19 protein-coding genes are annotated in these 22,437 nt (G+C 62.9%); 8 read left to right on the top strand and 11 right to left on the bottom strand.

All coding sequences use genetic code 11. The annotated features are described in order from the left end of the window. Positions 1-25: 25 nt before the first annotated feature. Positions 26-1,288, top strand: a complete 1,263-nt coding sequence (locus tag E5K00_RS13345; protein WP_135463825.1) for a TPM domain-containing protein — start codon at positions 26-28, stop codon at positions 1,286-1,288. A 540-nt stretch (positions 1,289-1,828) separates the two neighbouring features. On the opposite strand, the gene E5K00_RS13340 is transcribed toward E5K00_RS13345, so the two are convergent. From E5K00_RS13340 to E5K00_RS13325, 4 genes are all read right to left on the bottom strand, one after another. Next, on the bottom strand, positions 1,829-2,107 hold the full coding sequence (locus E5K00_RS13340) for a hypothetical protein (protein WP_135463824.1): 279 nt from the start codon (positions 2,105-2,107) through the stop codon (positions 1,829-1,831). A gap of 217 nt (positions 2,108-2,324) precedes the next feature. Further along, entirely contained in the window at positions 2,325-2,729 is a 405-nt protein-coding gene (locus tag E5K00_RS13335; RefSeq protein ID WP_167856879.1) for a nuclear transport factor 2 family protein, read from the bottom strand. Between the two features lie 319 nt (positions 2,730-3,048). Next, positions 3,049-3,330 carry a hypothetical protein gene (locus E5K00_RS13330; protein ID WP_135463822.1) on the bottom strand — a complete coding sequence of 94 codons (282 nt, stop codon included), beginning with the start codon at positions 3,328-3,330 and terminating at the stop codon, positions 3,049-3,051. Between the two features lie 274 nt (positions 3,331-3,604). Next, entirely contained in the window at positions 3,605-4,996 is a 1,392-nt protein-coding gene (locus tag E5K00_RS13325; protein ID WP_135463821.1) for a lysophospholipid acyltransferase family protein, read from the bottom strand. Between the two features lie 418 nt (positions 4,997-5,414). On the opposite strand from E5K00_RS13325, the gene E5K00_RS13320 reads away from it, so the two are divergent. After that, complete coding sequence (locus tag E5K00_RS13320) at positions 5,415-8,480, top strand: T9SS type A sorting domain-containing protein (protein WP_135463820.1); 3,066 nt, start codon at positions 5,415-5,417, stop codon at positions 8,478-8,480. 78 nt (positions 8,481-8,558) lie between these two features. Here E5K00_RS13320 and E5K00_RS13315 read toward each other — a convergent pair whose 3' ends face one another. From E5K00_RS13315 to E5K00_RS13285, 7 genes are all read right to left on the bottom strand, one after another. Further along, entirely contained in the window at positions 8,559-9,629 is a 1,071-nt protein-coding gene (locus tag E5K00_RS13315) for a chorismate mutase (protein WP_135463819.1), read from the bottom strand. Positions 9,630-9,846: 217 nt separating this feature from the next. Further along, entirely contained in the window at positions 9,847-10,689 is an 843-nt protein-coding gene (locus E5K00_RS13310; RefSeq protein WP_135463818.1) for a prephenate dehydrogenase, read from the bottom strand. A gap of 64 nt (positions 10,690-10,753) precedes the next feature. Further along, positions 10,754-11,920: a pyridoxal phosphate-dependent aminotransferase gene (locus tag E5K00_RS13305; RefSeq protein ID WP_135463817.1), complete on the bottom strand. Its 1,167-nt coding sequence runs from the start codon at positions 11,918-11,920 to the stop codon at positions 10,754-10,756. A gap of 142 nt (positions 11,921-12,062) precedes the next feature. Further along, a complete protein-coding gene (locus tag E5K00_RS13300) occupies positions 12,063-12,896 on the bottom strand; it encodes a prephenate dehydratase (protein WP_135463816.1) in 834 nt (277 codons plus the stop codon). A gap of 452 nt (positions 12,897-13,348) precedes the next feature. Continuing rightward, positions 13,349-14,965, bottom strand: a complete 1,617-nt coding sequence (locus tag E5K00_RS13295; protein ID WP_135463815.1) for a vWA domain-containing protein — start codon at positions 14,963-14,965, stop codon at positions 13,349-13,351. Positions 14,966-15,537: 572 nt separating this feature from the next. After that, on the bottom strand, positions 15,538-16,302 hold the full coding sequence (locus tag E5K00_RS13290; protein ID WP_245328292.1) for a carboxypeptidase-like regulatory domain-containing protein: 765 nt from the start codon (positions 16,300-16,302) through the stop codon (positions 15,538-15,540). A 57-nt stretch (positions 16,303-16,359) separates the two neighbouring features. Then, positions 16,360-18,360 (bottom strand): vWA domain-containing protein, encoded by a 2,001-nt coding sequence (locus tag E5K00_RS13285; RefSeq protein ID WP_135463814.1) that lies wholly within the window; start codon positions 18,358-18,360, stop codon positions 16,360-16,362. 177 nt (positions 18,361-18,537) lie between these two features. Here E5K00_RS13285 and E5K00_RS13280 point away from each other — a divergent pair, with 177 nt between their 5' ends. From E5K00_RS13280 to E5K00_RS13255, 6 genes are all read left to right on the top strand, one after another. Further along, the gene (locus E5K00_RS13280) at positions 18,538-19,077 is read left to right on the top strand and encodes a DUF6252 family protein (RefSeq protein ID WP_135463813.1); all 540 of its coding nucleotides are present in this window, start codon (positions 18,538-18,540) and stop codon (positions 19,075-19,077) included. Positions 19,078-19,102: 25 nt separating this feature from the next. After that, a complete protein-coding gene (locus E5K00_RS13275) occupies positions 19,103-19,282 on the top strand; it encodes a hypothetical protein (RefSeq protein WP_135463812.1) in 180 nt (59 codons plus the stop codon). 168 nt (positions 19,283-19,450) lie between these two features. Beyond that, positions 19,451-19,999, top strand: a complete 549-nt coding sequence (locus E5K00_RS13270) for a DUF6252 family protein (RefSeq protein ID WP_135463811.1) — start codon at positions 19,451-19,453, stop codon at positions 19,997-19,999. Positions 20,000-20,305: 306 nt separating this feature from the next. After that, entirely contained in the window at positions 20,306-20,848 is a 543-nt protein-coding gene (locus E5K00_RS13265) for a DUF6252 family protein (protein WP_135463810.1), read from the top strand. 104 nt (positions 20,849-20,952) lie between these two features. Continuing rightward, positions 20,953-21,435 carry a hypothetical protein gene (locus tag E5K00_RS13260; protein WP_135463809.1) on the top strand — a complete coding sequence of 161 codons (483 nt, stop codon included), beginning with the start codon at positions 20,953-20,955 and terminating at the stop codon, positions 21,433-21,435. Between the two features lie 377 nt (positions 21,436-21,812). Continuing rightward, the gene (locus tag E5K00_RS13255; RefSeq protein WP_135463808.1) at positions 21,813-22,430 is read left to right on the top strand and encodes an RNA polymerase sigma factor; all 618 of its coding nucleotides are present in this window, start codon (positions 21,813-21,815) and stop codon (positions 22,428-22,430) included. Positions 22,431-22,437 lie beyond the last annotated feature (7 nt).

The raw sequence follows: 22,437 nt of genomic DNA, 5'->3' as shown, positions 1-22,437 counted from the left end.
TTTTCTCCACCTTACTGCCGTTGCCATGTCCCGCCTTTTGTTTTTGCTCTTTGTCTTTATCACGACGGGGACAAGCCAGCTGGTGCTGGCCGCCCCTACCGCCGACGACCTGCCGGCCCGGCCCGTGCCGTTTCAGTTCGTGAACGACCAGGCCCAGCTGCTCAAGCCCAACGAGGTGAAGACGCTGGAAAGCGGCCTGCGCCGCTACGCCGACAACACCGGCACCCAGATTGTGCTGGTCACGGTGCCCACCCTCGGCGGCCGCGACGTGGCCGACTACGGCCGGGCCCTGGGGGAGGCCTGGGGCATTGGGCAGCGCGACAAAAACAACGGCTTGGTAGTGTTGCTCGGGGCCCAGGAGCGCAAGGTCACGATTCAGGCGGGCTCGGGCCTGCGCAGCGTCGTTACGCCCGCGCTGACGGCCCGCGTCATCAACCAGGACATGACGCCCCGCTTCAAGCAGAATAACTACTTCGCCGGCCTGCGGGCGGGTCTGAATACGCTGATGCTGGCCGTCAATCCCGACTCAAACCCGCGCAACAGCCCGCCCGCCGCTACTACCGAACCCGCCCCGGCGGCTAACGACGGTATTGCACCCGGCCTGAACGACAACCAACCGGCGGCGGCCGTAGCCCCGGAGTCGGAGCCGTTTAACCCCGCGCCCGTGGCCACGCCGGAGCCGGAGTCGTCGGGGGGCTTCGGCCTGGGCACCCTGGCCCTCGGGGCCCTGCTGATTGGCGGCGTTATCTGGCTTATCACCCGCCTGTTTCGGCGCGGCAGCAGCTCTGCCGCAGGCCCGGCCACCGGTAGCGGCCCCGATTTTTTGCCCAACCGGCCGAACACTGGCAATGCGAATGGCGGCTACGGCCGGCAGCAGGCCCCTGACTTCCTGGGCCGCTCGGGTGGTGGTGGTGGGGGCAGCGGCGTCGGCGGTATGCTGATGACCGGCGCGGCGGCGGCGGCCGGGGCGTATATCGGCAACCGCATGGCCCACGGCAACGACCACGACACACCCCACAACGACCAGCTCAACCCTAACAGCGTGAACCCCAACCTGGGCTATGGCACGGCCGGCCCAGCTACCAGCGGCGGCTTTCCGGCCCTGGATAACGACTCGGGCACGGCCGAAACCGGGGCCCCGGATTACTTCTCCGACGAGGCTTCCGCCAACGACTCGCCCGATTACTTCTCCTCCGACGACACCTCGTCCTACGACGACCCTTCTTCAGGCGACTCGGGCGGGGGTGGCTTCGACGACACCGACAATAACAGCAGCGGCTCCTGGTAAGCAGCGCCAACCGGCCATAACCAGCAACGCCACCTCCTGTCCGGGGTGGCGTTGCTGGTTATGGCCGGTTGGTACGGGTGGCTACTGCTGGCCTTCCAAGGCGTCGAAGGGCGCGGTAACTCCTACGTTCGGGGTTTTGGGGAAAGCCAGGAAATGCGTGACGCGGGGCGGAACACTACCGTTGTGAAACTACCGCACCTGCCCTTCCACGCCCTAATCTTCGCGCGTGGGGCGGTAGTGCTGCCGCTGGTACTCACCCCAGGCTCCGATGTTCGATACCACCGAGGCAAGCCGCATGGCCCGCAGCAGACCGTAGGCAAACGGGCCCCAAAGCGTCGGGGCGGCCGGGGATAGGGCCGGGCGTAGGAAATCGGGACCAAAGCCGGGCAGTATCGAATGGCAACGGCCGGTACGCGAACCACCGCACCGGCCCGGCGGCCCGGGCGTAAAGCAATTCAGCCGCCCTACTCCACAAGTGGAAAGGACGGCTGAAGATAGAGTGGCGGGCTACGGGCCCGGGCGGTTTATCCGGCGCAGGACCTATTGGGTGCGCGTGGGCGGATCGACGGTGATAACGCCTTTTCTGGGGGCTACCTTCTGCTTACGCTTGGCTTTGCGGCGGGCGGCCCAACGCTTGAAGAATCCGGGCTTGCGGTGCTTTTTGCGGCCCTTGTAGCGCTTGTAGTTGGGGCGCGGCACCGGCCGCGCATCCACGGTGGCCTCGGTGGCCGGCACGAAGGCGGCGGGTTCGGCCGCAGCCGAGCCTGGCTCGGCTAAGGTGAGAACAATGAGCAGCAGCAGAAGGAAGAGCTTGTACATAACGAAGAAGAGAAAATGGCCTTACACTTCGCACAAACAGCCTGAACAGTGCCTTTCTACTGCCTTACAAGTCTGCTGAACGAATCCCTCCACTCCTGCTAGCGAATACTATACCAGGATGAAATGGCGTTTTCATAAAACGAAAAAAAGTTCACCTGGGATTCAGCCCACCGCAAAATTCTCTTTTCGGCCGCCGCTGGCCCGCTGACAAAGCCCATTAGAATGGGTCGAAGCAGTTGTAGGTGCGCTGCTGAATGATTTTGTCGTCGCGCAGCTCGAATACCATGCAGAACTGCGCGGCCAGCAGCTGCCCCCGCACCAGCGGCCCGATGTCGTTGGCCAGCGTAGCGTGCCACCGCGCTTCAACAATCACCTCCCCACTGGCGCTGGCGTGGGCCTGCTGCAACTCGAAATGGGGGTTTAGCAACAGCTCCCGCCCCGCCCGGATGTTGTCCAGGATTTCCTCGAACGAGCGGCGCTGAATGGTTTTGTTGAGCAGGTTGGGGTATTCGATCTGCTCTACTTCCGGATGCAGCACCTGCGCGTAGGCCTCCGGGTTGGTTTCCAGGGATTCACTTAAGCTCAAAAAAGTGGTGACAGTGTGAAGTTGTTGCTCGGCCATAGAAGGGAGGGAAAACAGAGTGGAACGACAATATAGAGGAACTGGCATTGCCAATCCTACTACTGCGGCAAGCCCCGGCAGGTTGAGTGGGCGGCGGTGAAAGCCAACGAACCGGTTCGGCCGTTGCTTTCCGCATACATGTCACTACCACTCAATTATTTACTGTTTCCCACGCAGCTCCTCGCCCCATTATCAAGCCCCATAGAAGCCAAAACCCCGGCCCAACATTTCGGCCGCCGGCCGCACCCGAAGGAGCAGCACGTAGCAGAAACAGTGGGCCGGGGCTTACCGGGTAGAACAGGCGCGGCGCGGGGCGCGGCTATTTATTGCGGGTTGGCTTATCTACTTTGATGACGGGCAGAGCCTTGTGTTTGCGTTTGCGCATGGCCTTGCGGCGCAGCTTCCAGCGGCGAAATACGCCCAGCTTCTTGGCCTTGTGGCGGCTGTTGCCGCGGTAGGGCTTGTAGTTGGGGCGGGGCGTCGCCGCTTCCTCAACCAGTTCGGTAGAAGTCGTGCCGGCTTCCGCAGAAGTTGCCAGTACGGTTTGCGGATCCAGCAGGGTCAGGAAGGCGCAAAAGAGAATGAGTAAGATTTTGTACATAGCAAGGATTTAAATGTTGAAAGATTTACTCCTCCATCCCAATACATTGCCTAAGTCCTATTACACAGGCCCTTGACGCTACTAAATTAATAATTTGCTCATTAAATATCCAAGTGTTTTTGCTTAAATATTAAAGTTCTTCAATAAACACAAATTGTTCTTTTCCGAGTATATAAATACTCTGGAATGCCGCTGACTGGGGGCACAACAAGGCTCGGGCCCGGCCGCACCGGCCGGGCCCGAGCCCACTTGAAACAGCACTGAGCAGAAGCCGCTACCGGCGCGGCGACGCCACGCTCACCGCGGCCAGAAACGCACTCCGGGCCTCGCTGAGCAGGCGCAGGACGGCCTGGCGCTGCCGCAGCAAGTCTTCCATCACCGCCCGCTTGGTTCGGAACAGCTTCAGGGCCCGCAGCCGCAGCAGCCGGGCCCGCAGATTGTTCCAGTAGCTCAGCGCGTAAAAGCCCGTCGGCGGCAAGCTCAGGGCGTAGAGCAGCGTCCAGGGCCAGTGCTGGGTGAAGTGGTGCACCAGCCCGATCTGCAGGGCGTAGCCCAGGCCGAAGGTGAGAATGCCGGTAACCATCATTATCGGGGCCACAAACTCCAGGTCTTTGGTGGCCCTTTTGGCAATGAGGGAGGGCAGAATGTAAGGAATGTAGTTGTTCAGCAGCCCGTACAGGTACAGGGGAAAGCCCAGCACCAGCTTCAGGCCCGAAATGGCGGCCCGCGTCCAGCGCTGGCCGGGGCCCTTGCCCGATTCCAGGGCTTCGTCGGTGAGGCGCAGGCGGTCCAGGTCGAGCAGGTAGGCGCTGAGCGTGGCGCGCACCTGGGTGAGGCGGGCGGGGTCGTGCTTTTCGAAGTAGGGCACGGCTTCGAGCAGGGCCCGGCTCAGCAAGAAGTTGTCGTAGAGGGTTTCCTCGTCGTCGGGGATGAGGTGCTCGCCGAAGGTGCGCTCAATCTGCAAGACCAGTTCGTCCTCGGCCGCGTCGCGGGTGATAACCAGGCGCTGCTCCAGCCGGCGGCGGATTTCCTCGGTCAGCTCATCGGCGGCGGCTTCGGAGTCGGCGTGGTAGGCGGCGGCATAGTCGGCCACCACGATGGGCTTGCCGATGTTGACAAACACGTCGGAGCGGAACCGACTGGGGTCGAAGTAGTTGATACCGATGGGCAAGATCTTCAGGCCCAGCCGGAAGTCGTGGCGGGCCTCGGCGCCGAGGCTGATGCGGGCCGCGCCGGTTTTCAGGGGCCGCAGGCGCCGCTCGCTCACGCTGGTGCCCTCGGGGAAAATCTGGATGGTACCGCCCTTGTCGAAGTAGTCGTAGCACTGGCCGAAGGCCGCCTCGTTGCGCTGGGCCAGCTCCTCGGGGCTCACGCCGGCGTCGCCGCTTTCGGCATCCTGGCGGCGGTAGATGGGGATGCAGTTGCCCGACAGGAAGATGGCGCGGGAAATGGGGTTCTTGAAAAACGTGCTTTTGGCCAGAAAGGCAATCGGAGCGCGGCGGTTGGCGGCCACCACCAGCGGGTCCATGAGCGTGTTGGGGTGGTTCGACACGATGAGCATGGGGCCGGGCTGCTCCAGCCGCTCGTGGTGGCGAATTTCGAGGCGACGGAAAAACACGCGCAGCGCCACCTGCACCACGGGCTTCATTACGGTATAAAAGAGCATGTGCCTAAGTACGGCCAAACGCGGCAGACGGGCAAATCAGCCGGGCAGGCGGCGAAGTACCGGCCCGGAAGCACCACCCGAAAGCACGGGTAAGTCCTGCCACACCGTGGGTTGATACCGCAGGAAAGCCAGTAGGTGTAATTTATTTCGGTAGCCCGGGCCCGGTGGTAAGTTTGTTACGCTGCCCGAAGCCGACGCCAATTATGTTATAGTATCTCCGGCGTTACTACGGCTTCACTCTGCTTGCTTTCCGTATCCGTAGCAGTGCGCGCCGCGTAGCTCACCGGCCTGTCGCTGCCTTTACCGCGCGGCCAATTATTCTGTTAAGCACTTGTTTTAAAGCCCACTACCTAAAACAAGTCGTGTTATCCCGGGCCTATTATCGTTAGTACAGGTTTATTTTTAATTATATTTTTTTATGAAAAAACATTACTTATTCCTGGCAGCCATGCTGCTGGGCTTCGGGCCGGCGCGTGCGCAGAAAAGCATGGCCGTCAGCGTTCCTACTCAGCAGATCGGCCAGCAGGAGCAGAACTACCTGTTTGCGCCGCTCGACAAGAGCCAGATTCCGACCGGCTTTTTAGCGGACTACGCCATTCCGCTCGTGCCGCTCGATATTTTCAACGGTACGCTCACCGACAGCAGCCGCACCACCCCGGATGGTTTCCGCTACCTCTACGGCACGGTGTACACGGCTAACATCACCGGCAACAACCCGCTGCCCACGCTCCAGACCCTGAACGCGCGGATTGACGCGGACGTGGCGGCCGCGGGCAACGCTATTCCGCTCATGGTGCAGCGCATCAGCTACTCGGCCGTGCGCCCCGATGCCTTCAGTGCCAACCTGCTTTCCTACCAGAACGGGCAGGTGTACGACGTGCCGGGCCGCGCCCAGAGCCCTTACGCCGTCAAAACGGTGTTTGCCGCCGCCCCCGCCACCACCTATTCCGCGTCCGGCACGGTGTCCTTCGTGTTTCCGCAGGACCTGTTCATTCAGAACGGCGGCAACGCTCCTTCGAGCCTGAGCATCGACTTCGGCGACGGGCGCGGCTACGTGACTACCGGCTTCGGGCAGCCCATATCGGCCAACTACGGCACGGCCGGCACCAAGCGCATCAAGGTGCGGGCTACGTTCAGCCTGTCGTTCTTCCCCGTCGACGCCAAAGAGCAGCCCGGCAAGAGCAAAAAGGACCAGATTGCCATTCCTATTAAGAATACGGTCAGCTACGAAAGCCACTTCGACATCGAAGTTGCTCAGCCCGCCTGCACCAACTGCCGCTACGGCACCGCCACGCCCAACATCGACTTTCCGGCCCGGGCCGGGGTGCACGCCGGCGCCACGGTATCCATCCGCTACGGCGGCACCCACACCCAGCTGACCAAGCCCCTGATTGTGGTAGAAGGCTACGACAAGCACTTCATTGCCCCTGCTATTCAGAAGGATAACTACTCCATCACGCAGTTCATGCAGGAAATCAGCAACCCCGGCAACTACAACCTCTACAACGACCTGGACAACCTGGGGCAGTACGACATTGTGTTTATCGACTTCAAAAACGGCACCGACGACTTGCTGCGCAATGCGCAGGTGTTTGAGGAAGTGGTGAACTACGTGAATGCCAACAAAGTCGGCGGCATTGCCTCGGGGCAGGCCAACGCCGTGATTGGCATTTCGATGGGCGGGTTGATTTCGCGCTACAAGCTGGCCGAAATGACCAAGGCGGGCCGCAACTCCCACACGCGGCTGCTGATTTTGCAGGACAGCCCCCAGCGCGGCGCCAACGTCCCGCTGGGCATTCAGGCCCTGAGCCGGCAGGCCGTGTTCAACGTGGGCCCCTTCTCGACGGCCGACATGAGCGACGCGCTGAAGCAGGCCAACCTGCTGCTCGATGAGCCCGCCACCCGCCAGCTGCTGGTGCACCGCGCCACCGACGGCTCGGGCGGCTTCGAAGCCAATACCTTCCTCAACGGCACCTACCGCAACATGATTACGTTTGGCGCCACCCAGCCGGCCTACCGCACGGTGGCCGTCAGTCAGGGCTCGCAGTGCGGCGTCAGCCTGTTTGCCCCCTACGCCGAGCTGGCCCGCCTCAACGGCCGGTTGTTTATCTCCCCGCTGCCCTGGATTTCCCGGGTAAGCTACGAAACCGAGCTGGTGGTCAACGCTCTGCCCGCCGGCGGGCAGTCGAGACGGGTATCGTACATTTCCCTGAAGCAGAAGATTCGGTTGCTGTTCGGGCTGTTTACCAGCACGCAGACGCTGTTTCAGCGCCAGTACAACTGCCCCAGCGGCCTGCTGGCCTGGGACGGGGTGCCCGGCGGCACCGAGCCGGTATCGGGGGTGCCCGGGGGCTTCCGCCAGCGCTACGGCGGCAGCTGGATGCCCTTCATTGATGCTTCCGTGCATGCCGAAGCCGTGGAGTCGTTCAGCTTCCTGCCCACGGCCAGCGGCATCGACGCCTCCATCATCGACCAGAACAGCCTGCAGAGTGCCTACATCTACGGGGTCAGCACCACGCCGACCGTCAACAAGTTCATTGCCCAGGAAAGCTTCTCCACGTTTGGCCGCACGTATTACAACCAGCCCCACACCGTCTTCACCGACCGGAACGGACAGTGGATTTTCAACGAGTTGGAGGGCCGCAGCAATACGGTGCTAAACTGCACCTCGCAGTGCAACCCCTACCCCGCAACGAACATCAGCGGCTCCAACGTAATCTGCTCGGGGGCCGCCAGCCTCTACACGATTACGCCGCCCTTCGGAGCCGTAACGGGCTGGACGGTGTCGCCGGCCGGTATTGTGACGGCCAGCAGCACGCCGGGCTCGAACGAGGTGACGCTGACGCCGGTATCGGCCAACAGCGTCGGCACCGTGACGCTGACCGCGCAGATGGGCAACGGCTGCTTCGTCAGCAATTCGCAACCCCTGCAGATTGCCATTGGCTACGGCCGCCTGCAGCTCACCGCCTCCGCTACCGAAGCCTGCCCCGGCTTCCCGGTTTACTTCAGCGTCAGCTCCATTGGCACCGACGGCGACTACCACTGGGAGATTAACGGCGTGCCCAGCCCGCAGTACGATGGCATGGCCGATATTGAGGTTGCGGCCGGTAACTCCGGCACGTCCGTGGCCGTATCGGCCAGCACCTGCAACACCCAGACCTGGGCCGGTACCTACGTGAATACCCCGAACCTGCCGCCCTACGTGTTCTGCCCGGTATACCGCGGTACCAAGAAAGACGAAGTGGTGGTGTCGACCTACCCGAACCCCGTGCAGGACCGCCTGACGGTGCAGCGGCCGGTGGTGACCAGTGCGCCGCTCACGGTACGCCTCTACGACTCCTACAGCCGGGAGCAGCTCAGCAAGCAGCTGACCGGCGCGGCCCTGCAGCTCGACACCCGCCGGCTGGCCCCGGGCATCTACTTCCTGCACGTGCTTGACGGGAAGAAGGTGCTGAGCCGGGAGCAGATCCAGGTGACGCACTAGGCAATTATCCGACTACCCTCAAAAAAGCCCCGCATCAGCTACGATGCGGGGCTTTTTTGATTGTGCCAGGTACGGGGCTTAGCCTTCCATCACCTTGTTTTGGTGGTTGATGGACTCCAAATGCACGGCGGCGAAGTACTGCTCGATAAACTCCGGGGTGAGGCCCACGGAGCTGCCCTGACGCTGGGCCCGCTCCAGCACCTCGTTCCAACGGCCGGTCTGGAGAATGGTGATGTCGTTTTCCTTCTTGTAGACCCCAATTTTCTCGGCCACGGCCATGCGGCGGCCCAACAGCTGGATGATTTCGGCGTCGAGCTGGTTGATTTGCTCACGCAGGCTGGACAGGGCGGTCAGAAACTCGCGCTGGTCGGTGGTTTCGTGGCGCCACACCAGGTCCTGGATCAGGTCGCGGAGCACTTCGGGGGTAATCTGCTGCTTGGCGTCGCTCCAGGCGTTATCGGGGTCGATGTGGCTTTCAATCATGTTGCCGTCGAAGCCCAGGTTGAGGGCCTGCTGGGCCACGGCGAAGAGCGTGTCGCGGCGGCCGCAGATGTGGCTGGGGTCGCAGAGCAGGGGCATGTCGGGGTGGCGGCGCTTCATTTCGATGGGTAGGTGCCACATCGGGGCGTTGCGGAAGTCGGTGTTGCCGTAGGAGCTGAAGCCCCGGTGAATGAGGCCGACTTTCTCCAGACCGGCCTTTTTGAGGCGCTCCACGGCGCCCACCCACAGCTCCAGCTCGGGGTGAATCGGGTTCTTGACCAGCACCGGCACCTGCACGCCGCGCAGCACGTTGGCAATTTCCTGCACCGAGAACGGGTTACCAGTGGTGCGGGCGCCCACCCAGAGAATATCCACGCCGAAGGCCAGGCAGTCTTCCACGTGCTTGGCGGTGGCTACTTCCACGGCAATGGGCAGGCCGGTCAGCTCGCCGGCTTTCTTAAGCCAGGGCAGGCCCTTGGTGCCGATGCCCTCGAAGCCGCCGGGCTTGGTGCGGGGCTTCCAGATGCCGGCGCGCAGGGCCTGCACCTTGCCAGTGGCGGCCAGGCGCTGGCAGGTTTCGAGGACTTGCTCCTCGGTTTCAGCCGAGCAGGGGCCCGAAATCAGGAAGGGTTTGTCGTCGGGCTGGCGGTTGAAAAGTGCGGATTGCATGATGTATGTTGGGTTTGAGTTTTTTGTGGGGAGTTGAGCGAGAAGCTATTCTAGTTCCCCTCCTTTTTTCAAGGAGGGGTGCCCGAAGGGCGGGGTGGTTTACTAAGAGTTGGAAGCTAGTTCTAAACGTCGTTCTGCGGTTTCAACCACCCCTAGCCCCTCCTCATCTGAGGAGGGGAACTAGTTTTCTAGCTTCTTAGCTTGCTAGCTGTTGTTCTTACTTCAAAATCTTCTTAATCAGGTTGGCTTGCTCGATTTGCTGGTAGACGGCGGGGTAGTCTTCCTGGGCAATGAGGTGGCGCAGGTGCTGAAGCTGGTGGATGTGCTCGTCGAGCACGTCGAGGACGTTGACGCGGTTTTGGCGGAAGATGGGCACCCACATATCGGGCGAGCTTTTGGCCAGGCGCACCGTGGAGGCGAAGCCGCCGCTGGCCAGGGCAAAAATCTGTTGCTCCTCTTTTTCTTTCTCTAATACCGTGAGGGCCAGGGCAAAAGAGGTAATGTGGGAAATGTGCGAGACGTAAGCCGTGTGCAAGTCGTGGGCGGCGGCGTCGAGGTATTCGATGCGCATCCGGAGCTGCTCGAACAGGCGCTGCACCTGGTTCACGGCGTCGGCGTCGCTCTGCTCGGCGTCGCAGATAACCAGGGTTTTGTCGGTAAACAGCCCGGGCACGGCGGCTTCGGGGCCGGAGTACTCGGTGCCGGCCATGGGGTGTACCGCCACGAAGCGGCCCCGGCGCGGGTGCCCGGCCACGGCCGCCAGCAGCATCGACTTGGTAGAGCCCACGTCGATAACCACCTGCTGATCCACGTCGTCCAGCACCTGGGGCAGCACGGTCAGCATGGCGTCCATCGGCACGGCCACCACCACCAGGTTGGCGCGGCGCACGGCGGCGGCTAGGTCGGCGGTGCCTTCGTCGATGAGGCGCAGGTCCTGGGCCTTTCGCAGGTTTGCGGGGCTGTGGTCTACGCCGATGACGTGCTGGGTCAGGCCTTGTTCTTTCAGGCTGATGGCCAGGGAGCCGCCGATAAGTCCTAAGCCGATTATTGTCGTAATCATGTGTTCTGGAAGAGTTTCCCGCGGAGGTCCGCGGCGGGTGGCGCTGAGGTTCGCAGTGGGCGTATTAGCTTCTGCTGGCTTTGATTCGGGTTAATGCTTGTTCCAGCACCTGGGTGGTTTGGCAGAGGCTGACGCGGATGAAACCGTTGCCGTTGGAGCCGAAGATGCCGCCGGGGGTAATAAATACCTTGGCCGCGTGCAGTAGCTCGTCGCTCAGGGCGTAGCCGTCGGCGTACCCGGCCGGAATGGCGGCCCACACGAACAGGCCCACCTGGTTTCGCTCGTAGCGGCAGCCGATGGTGTCGAGCAGCGCGAAGACCAGCTCCCGGCGGGCGGCGTAGTGGGCGTTGAGCTCCTGGTACCAGCTTTCATCCAGGCTCAGGGCTTCGACGGCGGCCAGCTGCACCGGCAAGAACATACCCGAGTCGAGGTTGCTCTTAAAGCGCAGCACTTCCTGCAAGAGGTCGGCGCGGCCCACGAGCATGCCCACGCGCCAGCCCGCCATGTTGTGCGACTTGCTCAGCGAGTTGAGCTCCAGCACCACTTCCCGGGCCCCGGGCACGGCCAGCAGGCTCTGAGCCGGCTCCTGGTTCAGGATGAAGCTGTAGGGGTTGTCGTGGACCAGCAGGATGTCGTGCGCGGTGGCAAAGGCCACCAGCCGGGCGAAGAAAGCCGCGTCGGGCGGAGTGCCGGTGGGCATGTGGGGGTAGTTGACCCACATCAGCTTCACCCGGCTCAGGTCGCGCCGGGCCAGGGCTTCCAGGTCGGGCAGCCAGTGGTTTTCGGCGGTCAGGTCGTAGTCCAGGGGCGTGGCGCCGGCCAGGTGGGCGGCGGCGCGGTAGGCCGGGTAGCCGGGGTTCGGAATCAGCACTTCGTCGCCGGCTTCCAGGAAGGTCATGCTCACATGGATAATGCCTTCCTTGGAGCCCAGCAGGGGCAGCACCTCGGTTTCGGGGTCCAGCGTCACGCCGTAGCTGCGCTCATACCAGCTGGTCATGGCCTGGCGCAGGGCCGGCACGCCCTTGTAGTTCTGGTAGGCGTGGGTATTGGGCTGCTCGGCGGCCGAGGTAAGGGCGGCAACCACGCGCGGGTGGGGCGGCAGGTCGGGGCTGCCGATGCCGAGGTTGATAACCTGGGCCCCGGCTTTATTCATAGCGTCAATTTCGCGCAGCTTACGGGAGAAGTAGTATTCCTGGGTGTGCTGCAAACGGCTGGCGACGGAGACTTGCATGGGGGTTCTGCTTTTTCGTTGGTCATGCAGAGGCGGAGCCGAAGCATCTCGCGTGCAGTGGTAATCAGATTACTCTGGCAACGTCAGCACGCGAGATGCTTCGCTTCGCTCTGCATGACGTTCTTATTCTACGGGTTCGGGCTCACTTATGCGTGGTGCCTTTGTGGTAGATGCCCAGCACTTCCAGGCCCTCGGTCACCGGCTTCATGGCTTGCAACGCCGCTTCGAGCTGGGCCGGGTCGTCGAATTCGAGGTCGGCGTGGAAGTAGTAGTGCCAGGTTTTGGCCGGAATCGGGAAGGACTGCAGCTTGGAGAGGTTGATGCCTTGGTCGGCAATGCGGATGAGCACCTGGGCCAGGCTGCCCTGGGCGTGGGTGGTGTGGAAGTAGAGCGAGGCCTTGTTGGGCGCCACCACCGCCGCCGCATTTTCGGGCCGGTCGACCACTAGAAAGCGGGTGTAGTTCTTCTTTTCGGAGTGAATGTCCTTGGCCAGGATTTCCAGATCGAACAGCTCGGCGGCCAGCTTGCCGGCCACGGCGGCGGTGCCGGTGCGCAGCCCCTCCCGGATGCGCTGGGCGCTCAGGGCCGTGTCCTCCGTCTCGACCAGGCGCCAGGGGCCGTGCTGGCTCAGGAAGTCGGCGCACTGCAGCAGGGCCATGGGGTGGGAGTGCACTTCCCTGATGTCGTCGAGCGGCTGGCCGGGCAACGCCATCAGGTGCTGGCGGATTTGCAGGTACACTTCCCCGGTCACGCGCAGGCCGGCCTGGCGCAGCAGGTTGTAGTTGGGCAAGATGCTGCCGGCAATGGAGTTTTCAATGGCCATCAGCCCGTGCCCGGCCGTGCCGCTGCTCACCTGGCGCACCACTTCCCCAAACGTGGCGCAGGGCGCCGTCAGGGCCGCGGGGCCGAAGTAGTGGCGGGCGGCTATCTGGTGAAAACTACCTTCAAAGCCCTGGATGGCGACGGTGGAAAGCATACTGCGGGGTATTGGAAATGGACATAAAAAAAGGCCTCCGGAGTGCGGGGCCTGTTTTGCTTCTGGTGCTGTACTGGTGGTCAGCTTTGGCAAACGGGGCCCCGCTTCTTCGTAAAGAAGAAGTAGTAGTAGCCGTAATAGAAGAACACTGAAGCAGGCATGTGAGGCAGAAAATGAGCGTAAAAAAAGCGCCTCCCGAGGTGGTCGAGAGGCGCTGAGAATTTCGGTGGGGAAAAGCTACAGGAGGACCGCTCGACTACGCGTGGGCGTAGTAGAAGTAATAGCTAAAATAGAAGCGGCCGGTGTACTGGGTCATGAGAATCAGGTGCTTTGCGGCGGCAAGGTGGGGCCGAGTTCTGGCAATTCCAAATTAAATTTTGCCGCTTGCTACGAACAAACGTTCGGTAGCCGCCCCACAAACGGCCGCCCGCGCCGGGTCTGGAGGCCCTGTTTTACCGGTAGCGCCGCCCCTCTTCGTCCGGTACCCGGGCGGCTTCGGCGCTGAGCTCGGCGGCCTGCCGCACCAGCTCGGCAAACTCCCGGCGCGCGCCGTCCGCATCCGGCCCCTGTACCGACTCGGCCAGCTGCCCGGCCGCCGCGTAGCTGGCCGTGCCCCGGTGCTCCGACTGCCGCAGCAGCAGCCCGAACTCGGCCACGGCCGCCGCTTGGCGCAGGTTGTCGGAGGCTGCTTCGATGGGGCCGCCGTGGCGGCCGGGCACCGGCAGGGTGAGCAGGCGGCTGGCGCTGCCCCGCGGCTCCTGGTAGCGCAGCTTCACCGTGAGCAGCTCGGTACTGGCAGCGGCCGACGCCGCAGGACCGGCCTGGTACTTCAGCGCGTCGGCGCCGGGCTGGGCGCCGGTCGGCACGATTTCGTAGAGGGCCGTCACCTGCTGGCCCGCCCCCAGCTCGCCGGCATCCTTGGTATCGTCGTTGAAGTCCTCGGCGGCCAGCAGGCGGTTTTCGTAGCCCAGCAGGCGATACTGCTGCACCTGGGCCGGGTTGAACTCGACCTGCACTTTCACATCCTTGGCCAGCGTAAACAGGGTGCCGCCAAACTGCTGCACCAGCACCCGCCGGGCCTCATTCAGGTTGTCAATGTAGGCGTAGTTGCCGTTGCCCTTGTCGGCCAGCACTTCCATCTTACTGTCCTGCAAATTGCCCTGCCCGAAGCCCAGCACCGTGAGAAACACGCCCGATTGCCGCTCCCGAGTCACGAGCTGCTCCAGGGCCGCGTCCGAGCTTTCACCCACGTTGAAGTCGCCGTCGGTGGCCAGGATAATGCGGTTGTTGGTGCCGGGGCGGGCCTGCTCGCGCGCTACCTGGTAGGCCAGCCGCAGCCCGGCGCCCCCGGCCGTCGAGCCCCCGGCTTCCAGGTTATCCAGCGCCGCCAGTATTTCCTGGGGCCGGCTGCCCGGCGTGGGCGGCAGCACCAGGCCCGCCGCCCCGGCATACACCACAATCGAGACATAATCCTGGGGGCGCAGCGTGGGCAGCAGCTGGCGCAGGCTGGCTTTGAGCAAGGGCAGCTTGTTTTCGTCTTCCATCGAGCCCGACACGTCGAGCAGGAACACCAGGTTGGCGGGCGGCAGCGCGGACGTGGCTACTTCCCGGCCCTGCACGCCCACCAGCACCAGCTGGTGCGCGGGGTTCCAGGGGCAGCGGGCCACTTCGGCGTTCAGCGTGGCCGGAGCATCGGTTTGGCGGGGCTGGGGGTAGTCGTAGTGGAAGTAGTTAATCAGCTCTTCTAAGCGCACGGCCTCGGGGGGCGGCAGCTGGCGGTTCTGGGTCAGGAAGCGGCGCACGTTGGCGTAGCTGGCCGGGTCCACGTCGATGGCGAAGGTGCTGAGCGGGGCCCGGCGCACGTCCTCAAACCGGTTTTCCGGCAGCCGGGCGTACGATTCGGTGTTGCCTACCGCGGGCGGCGCGGCTTCGGGCAGCGGGGCCGCTTCGGGCGTTTCGTAGGCGCTGGCCACGTCCTGCTGCACTTCGGTAGAGTATTGTTGGTGACAGGCGGGCAGCAGCAAGCCGCCGGCCAGCAGCCACAGGGGCCGCAAGCGGTTTAGGTTCATACCAGTCGGGAGTTAGGGAAAGGAGAAAATACTCCTCCGAAAAGGCCATGCTTCCGCCACCGAACCCGGCAAACCAGATTCAGAACTTTTCCAGGAAAAGCGGTGCGTAGTCAAGCCCGGTCGTCGCGCGCCGACGGGCCTGAAAACGGGCGAAAGTGCTCTGCCGGCGGAGCAGATCTTTTCGGATGAGCGGCGAAATCAGCGCCGCATAGTGGTTGTTTATACCGCACCCCGCCGATACGTAACCCGGAGTAAGCCGCTTTTTTCTAATATAATTTTGGCCAAAACAAATTGCCATCAATTGCACAATACCTATCCTATATCCATCGTTAGCCCCACCCTTTACACGCAAAAACTCCTGACCAGTCGCCCACCAGCCAGGAGTTCTTTCCTATTGATCCGCGTTGCGGGAAGCGGTAACACCCGCCGGACCTCGGCCCGCCCGGGTGGTGCCCGGCACACCGGCGGCCCGGCCCGGTTGGGCCAGGGCCACAGTCGGCCCAGCCGCCGCAGACCCGTTTGGGCCTGCGGACACAGCCGGAGGAGCACAAAAAGGGCAGCGCTTTTCATGGCTACTCCCGGTGCAGGGCATTTTTCACACGCCAGGGAATCAAGCTTAGCCGCTGCCATATGCCTTTGGGAGTATATGGCGCCAAGTACCCCATTGTCTCGACTTCCATCTTTACTTCCACGAACGGCTGTGCAGGCTGCGGAATTTCTATGCCCAGGTAGCCTAATTGTTTAAAAGTTAGCGGAAGCCTCCGCTCATCATTAGCTACTGGCAGCGAGAAGTTGCCATCGGAATCAGTAAAAGCATAATGAGTAGTGCCTTTGATTAACACCGCTACTCCCGGGAGTCCGTCTCCGGTTGTTTTGTCCAGCACCCGGCCAGTTACAACCGCCGAGTCTGCCTTTTCGCTGTTCAACGCCACCTCGGCGAGCTTGTCTTTGCCAGTTGGCTTAAACTCGGGCTCGGAAGAATGGCGGCTATACCAAGGATGCACCCGTAGTTGCTGCCCTCGGGCCGCGTCGGGGGCCAGGGCGCGGAAGCTGAAGAGGGCCACGGTAGCGGCCAGGGCCGTTTGCCACCACGCCGCGCCCTGCGGCGCGGGTAGCGGCTGCAAGACCCGGCCCAGCTGGCTGGCCCCGAACCGCCCGCACGCCGCGCCGGCCGCCTGGGCCAGCACCGCCAGGATTTCGGCGTCGGTTTTTTGGGTGAAGTCGACCACCACTTTCTGGCAGGCGGCGCAGTGCCGGCCCGCGCCCTGGGGCGTCATGTCGGCCCAGGGCTGGGCGCAGGAAGCAGGAATATGCAGGGTAACCGGGGGCTTACGCATCGGGAGGGTAGCTTATTAAATAGGAGTAGAAAGGAATACCGGAAAAGAGCCGGCGGCTTAGCGGGTGCCCACGGTGCCGGCCACCGGGCTCAGGCCCTCGGCCAGCTTCACGAGGCGCACAAACTCGGCGCGGTAGCCGTCCTCATCCTGGCCGCGGGCGGCTTGGGCTAGCTCGCCGGTGCTGGCGTAGGTGGCCGTGCCCCGGTGGTCGGACTGGCGCAGCAGCATGCCGAACTGGGCCACGGCGGCGGCGAAGCGCAGGTTTTCGGAGGCCCGGGCAATGGGCCCGGCCGGGCCGCGCAGGGTGGTTTCGAGCAATTTGCTGGTCAGGCCCTGGGGCTGCTTATAGCGCAGCTTCACCGTCATCAGGTCGGCGGAGGCGGGGGCCGGCGACACGGGCGCGGGGTTGGGCTGGTATTTCAACGGGTCAATGCCGGTGGGGGCGCCGGGCGGAATCAGCTCGTAGAGGGCCGTGACGGTGTGGCCCGCGCCCAGCTCGCCGGCGTCTTTGCGGTCATTGTTGAAGTCCTCGTCGGCCAGGGCGCGGTTTTCGTAGCCGATCAGGCGGTACTGCTGCACCCGGGCGGGGTTGAACTCCAGCTGAAGCTTCACGTCCTGGGCCAGGGTGAACAGCGTGCCGCCAAACTGCCGCACCAGCACCCGGCGGGCTTCGTCGAGGTTGTCGAGGTAGGCGTAGTTGCCGTTGCCCTTGTCGGCCAGGCGCTCCATCTTGCTGTCCTGCAAATTGCCCTGGCCCACGCCCAGCACCGTCAGGAACACGCCCGACTCCCGCTCCTGGGTGATGAGCTTTTCCATGGCGTCGTCCGAGCTTTCACCCACGTTGAAGTCGCCATCGGTAGCCAGCAGCACGCGGTTGTTGCCTTCCTTCCGGAACTGCTCGCGCGCCACCTGGTAGGCCAGGCGCAGCCCCTCGCCGCCCGCCGTCGAGCCGCCCGCGCTCAGCCGGTCGAGGGCGGCCAGGATGGTTTCTTTCTGGTTGCCGGGCGTGGCGGGCAGCACCAGCCCGGCGGCCCCGGCATATACGACAATGGCCACCTTATCCTGGGGGCGCAGCTCGCGCACCAGCTGGCGCAGGCCGGCCTGCACCAGCGGCAGCTTGTCGTCCGAGGCCATCGAGCCCGACACGTCGATGAGGAATACCAGGTTGGCGGGCGGCAGCTGCTGGGTGCTCATCTGCCGGCCCTGCAAGGCCACGTGCAGCAGCTGGTGGGCGGGGTTCCAGGGGCACACGGCCAGCTCCGTCACGATGGAAACCGGGTCGGGGCCGGAGGGCTGGGGGTAGCGGTAGTGGAAGTAGTTCAGCATTTCCTCGACCCGCACGGCATCGGGCGGGGGCAGCTGGCCCTGGTTGAGGAAGCGGCGCACGTTGGCGTAGCTGGCCGCGTCCACGTCAATCGAAAACGTACTCAGGGGCTCTTTCTGGGCCGAGTGGAAGCCATTCTCGCGGATGGCGGCGTAGCCCTCGCCCTGGCCCGGCACTGGGCGGGGAGGCGCGGAATCGTACCCCCGGAATCCATCTGCTGCAACAGGTGCACTCCGCTGGGCCTTACTTTTCCGCATCCTCCCCGCCGGTGCCGCACCCCGGATCTGCACCCCGGCCGCTTTGCCTTCCAGCGTCGCCACCGAGCCCGACACCTCGCGCCGGGTGGGCGCGGGCGCGGTGCCCGTCACAACGACCTCACTGAGCATCTTGGTATCCGGCGTGAGGCTGACGTTCAGCGAATCGGTGGTCGGCACGCGCATTTCCCGGCTCACGTAGCCGACCGAGGTAAACACGAGCGTCTTGCTGCCCTTCGGAACAAGGATACGGTAGCGGCCGCCAGGGTTGCTCGCCGCGCCGACATTGGTGCCTTTTACCGTCACCGTCACGCCGGGCAGCCCCTGGCCGTCGGTGCGGTCGGTGATGCGGCCGTAGATGGTGCGCTCGGCGGCGGCCGGCGGGGCCGTTTGGGCGGACTGGGGGCGGGCGGCGGGCAGCTGGGCCAGCGCCGGGGCGGCCAGCAGGCAGCCGAGCCCCAAAAGGAATAGCTTGTTCATAAGGCAGACGGTGGATAAAGGGTTTCACCAGTCTGATGCGCCAAGCCGCCCGGATTCCACACCGGGCCGGGAAAATTCTTGGGCCGGGGCCGCCACTTCCCGCGCCCGGCGCGGCGGTAGTCTCGCCCGGAATCTTATCTTGCTGCCTATTGCCGGACTACGCTATCCTATCTTCTTATGACCCGCTACCTCCTCTACGCGGCCCTGCTGCTACTTACCCAGTGCAGCAAGTGCAAACAAGACGACCCCAGCCCCGAAAGCCAGCTGCCGCCCGCCACCCAGACCGGGGCCAATACCTTCGGCTGCCTGGTCAATGGCCAGGTCTACTTGCCCAGCGGCAACAATGGCACCGCCAACTACGCCGTACTTTATGACCCTGGTTTTCAGGGAGGCAGCCTGGATATAATAGTCTACAGCTACTCAGCCGGTAATAATGCTCAGTATCTGAGCTTTGGAGGCAATCAGGTTGCCTCTAGTACAACTTTTCCTTTCGGGACAGTCAGTAATTCAGCTGCGCGATATAGTGATGCAGGCCGAAAAAATGGATGTACCCGCTATGCAAGTGATGATGGTGTCACTTCCTGTAAAGGCCAGTTTACCATCACCCGCCTGGACTTAACGGCGGGCATTATCTCCGGCACGTTCGCCTTCACCCTGGCCCAGCCCGGCTGCGACACCATTAAGGTCACGCAGGGCCGCTTCGATAAAAAACTCTGATCCTCTCCCTATTCCCCCTATCCGCATGAAACACGTTATCCTGCTCTGGCTGCTGCTGCTCAGCGCCCTGGCCCCGCTGCGCGCCCAGTCCTCCGCCCCCGACTCGCTGCGTCAGCACCTGGACTACCTCGTCGCCCCCCTCGACAAAACCCAGCTGCCCGCCCCCTTCCTGGAAGAATACGGCCGCCGCCTGCTGCCAGTATAAAAATATCCCGTTCTGATTGGCCTTCCGAGCGCTGCGCGTATCTTGCCCCCACCGCTCCCCTTCCTACCCGCACCACTCCTATTGCCAGCTGCTCCTAGTGCCGCCCTTGCCGGGCCGGCCGGGCCGCTGGCTTTCTGCTTTTCACCCTTCGCCATTACTACTACCGCTATGACTGGCAAACCCTTCCTGTATGCTGCCCTGCTGCTGCTTACCCAGTGCAGCAAGTGCAAACAAGACGACCCCAGCCCCGAAAGCCAGCTGCCGCCCGCCACCCAGACCGGGGCCAATACCTTCGGCTGCCTGGTCAATGGCCAGGTCTACTTGCCCAGCGGCAACAATGGCACCGCCAACTACGCCGTACTCTACGAACCCGGATTTCAGGGAGGCACCCTTCAAATATACACGTATCGGTATCCTGAACCGAAAGTCGCGAAGACACAAGAAGTATCATTGGGTGGGATAAATATCGACCATATTGGCGCATATGAATTAGGCCTAAATAAAGATGTGGGGGCCTCTTTCATTGACGATCATAAGTTGCGCCCTTGCAATGAATATAGAAGCGACCAATCAACAGTGTACTCTCGCGGGAGCCTGACCATCACGCGTCTGGACCTGACAGCGGGCATTATCTCCGGCACGTTCGCCTTCACCCTGGCCCAGCCCGGCTGCGACACGATCAAAGTCACCCAGGGCCGCTTTGATAAGAAGCTCTGATCCTCTCCCTATTCCCCCTATCCGCATGAAACACGTTACCCTGCTCTGGCTGCTGCTGCTCAGCGCCCTGGCCCCGCTGCGCGCCCAGTCCCCCGCCCCCTGCCTGGAAGAATACGGCCGCCGCCTGCTGCCAGTGTAAAAATATCCCGTTCTGATTGGCCGTCTGAGCGCTGCGCGTATCTTGCCCCACCGCTCCCCTTCCTACCCGCACCACTCCTATTGCCAGTTGCTCCTAGTGCCGCCCTTGCCGGGCCGGCCGGGCCGCTGGCTTTCTGCTTTTCACCCTTCGCCATTACTACTACCGCTATGACTGGCAAACCCTTCCTGTATGCTGCCCTGCTGCTACTTACCCAGTGCAGTAAATGCAAACAAGACGACCCCGCGCCCGAAAGCCAGCTGCCCCCCGCCACCCAGACCGGGGCCAACACCTTCGGCTGCCTGGTCAACGGCCAGGTCTACCAGCCCAGCGGCAACAATGGCACCGCCAACTTCGCCGTGCTGTATGACCCTGGTTTTCAGGGAGGCAGCTTGGATATAATAGTCTACAGCTACTCAGCCGGTAGTAATGCTCAGTATTTGAGCTTTGGAGGCAATCAGGTTGCCTCTAGTACAACTTTTCCTTTCGGAACAGTCAGTAATTCAGCTGCGCGATATAGTGATGCAGGCCGAAAAAATGGATGTACCCGCTATGCAAGTGATGATGGTGTCACTTCCTGTAAAGGCCAGTTTACCATCACCCGCCTGGACCTGGCAGCGGGCATCATCTCGGGCACCTTCGCCTTTACCCTGGCCCAGCCCGGCTGCGACACCATCAAAGTCACCCAGGGCCGCTTCGACAAAAAACTCTGATTGCTTCTACCTCTCCGCTCTACCCTACCGCCTATTGCTATCCGCAACCGGGCCCACGCCGGGCCGGCTTTTGTATCCAACCCCCTTTATCCGTTTCCTGCCCCATGAAACAAGGCAACCGTATTTCGGCCGTGCTGCCCACCGCCGACCAGACCCAGATTATCAGCCTGCTCAAAAGCATTGAGGACAAGCTCGACTTCCTCATCACCCTGGAGCCAGAAGACAGCCACGCCCTGCGCAAAATTGGAACCGATGGGGTGCCCTATGCCCTGGCCGGCCTCGACGCGGTGCGGGCCAGCCTCGACTTCACCCGCCGCTCCTTCGACCTGCCCGAGTATGAGCGCGACGTAATGCTGATGAACCAGCTGCGCGAAATACGGGCGGTGCTGCTGCCTTTGACGCAGAAAGTGGAAGATACCTACCGCCTCGTGGGGGCCGACGTGATGGTCACAGCCGACGATATTTACGAAGATCTGCGCAAAGACAACGGCGAAACCAGCGCCGTGCAGGCCCCTCTGGCCCAGATGCGCAAGCGCTACGCGTATCGCCTGAACAAAACCGCCAAAGCCAAAAAGGAAGATAAGTAACCCCCACCCGTAGCGCGAACCGTAGCTGCGCTGACCTTCGGTTGTAATTCGCGCTACGGTGGTCGGTGCCATTACCGCGCCCGTCCGGTCCTGCACCGGGCGGGCGCGTCGGTTTGTCGCCCTGTCCCGACTCGGAGTCGCGAGGTTGCGACTCCAAGTCGGAATACTGCGACTCCGAGTCGGGAACTCGTGACTCCGAGCCGCGAGGTTGCGGCTTTAGGTCGGGAACTCGCGACTCGGAGTCGCACCCTCGCGGCTTTAGGTCGGAATACTGCGACTCCAAGTCGCGAGGGTGCGACTCGGAACCGCGCCCGGGCACCCAACAACGGGCCCGATGCCGTATCTTGGCCCGAGCCCGTAGCGGCCCTGCCCCGTCTATGTTTTTCAAACGCCGCCCTAAGTTGCCCGCCGAGCTTTCCGATGAGGAGCTGCTGGTCCGCTACCGCCTCGAGGGCGCGGTGGCCGATCTGGGCGTGCTCTACGAGCGGCACATGCCCCTGGTGTTTGCGGTGTGCCGCAAGTATCTGCGCCCCGACGAAGACGCCCAGGACGCGGTGATGCAGCTCTTCGAGAAGCTTATCGACACGCTGCGGCGGCACGAGGTCGGCAACTTTCCGGCCTGGCTGCAAGCCACGGCCCGCAACCACTGCCTGATGATTCTGCGGGCCCGGCAGCGGGCCGGGCCCGACGGGGCCCTGGTGCTGCACTTTCCCGACGCGGCCGATATGGAATCGGCCGGGGTGCTGCATCAGGCAGGTGATGCCACTGAAGATGAAGAACTCACCGAGGCCCGCCTGCAGGCCCTGGAACACGCCCTGGCCGAGCTGCCCGAGGGCCAGCGCCGCTGCCTGGAGCTGTTTTACCTGGAAAAGAAATGCTACCGCGACATTGCCGAACTCACCGGATTTGACCTCGGCCTGGTGAAAAGCCACCTGCAAAACGGCAAGCGCAACCTCAAACGTTACCTCGACTCAGCTCCCAATGCGGCCCGCTAATCAGCCT

Origin of the sequence: Hymenobacter aquaticus (genome assembly GCF_004765605.1) — a bacterium.
Lineage (GTDB): Bacteria > Bacteroidota > Bacteroidia > Cytophagales > Hymenobacteraceae > Hymenobacter > Hymenobacter aquaticus.
The sequence above is the reverse complement of the archived record's forward strand: the minus strand, read 5'-3'. Positions and strand labels throughout refer to the sequence as shown.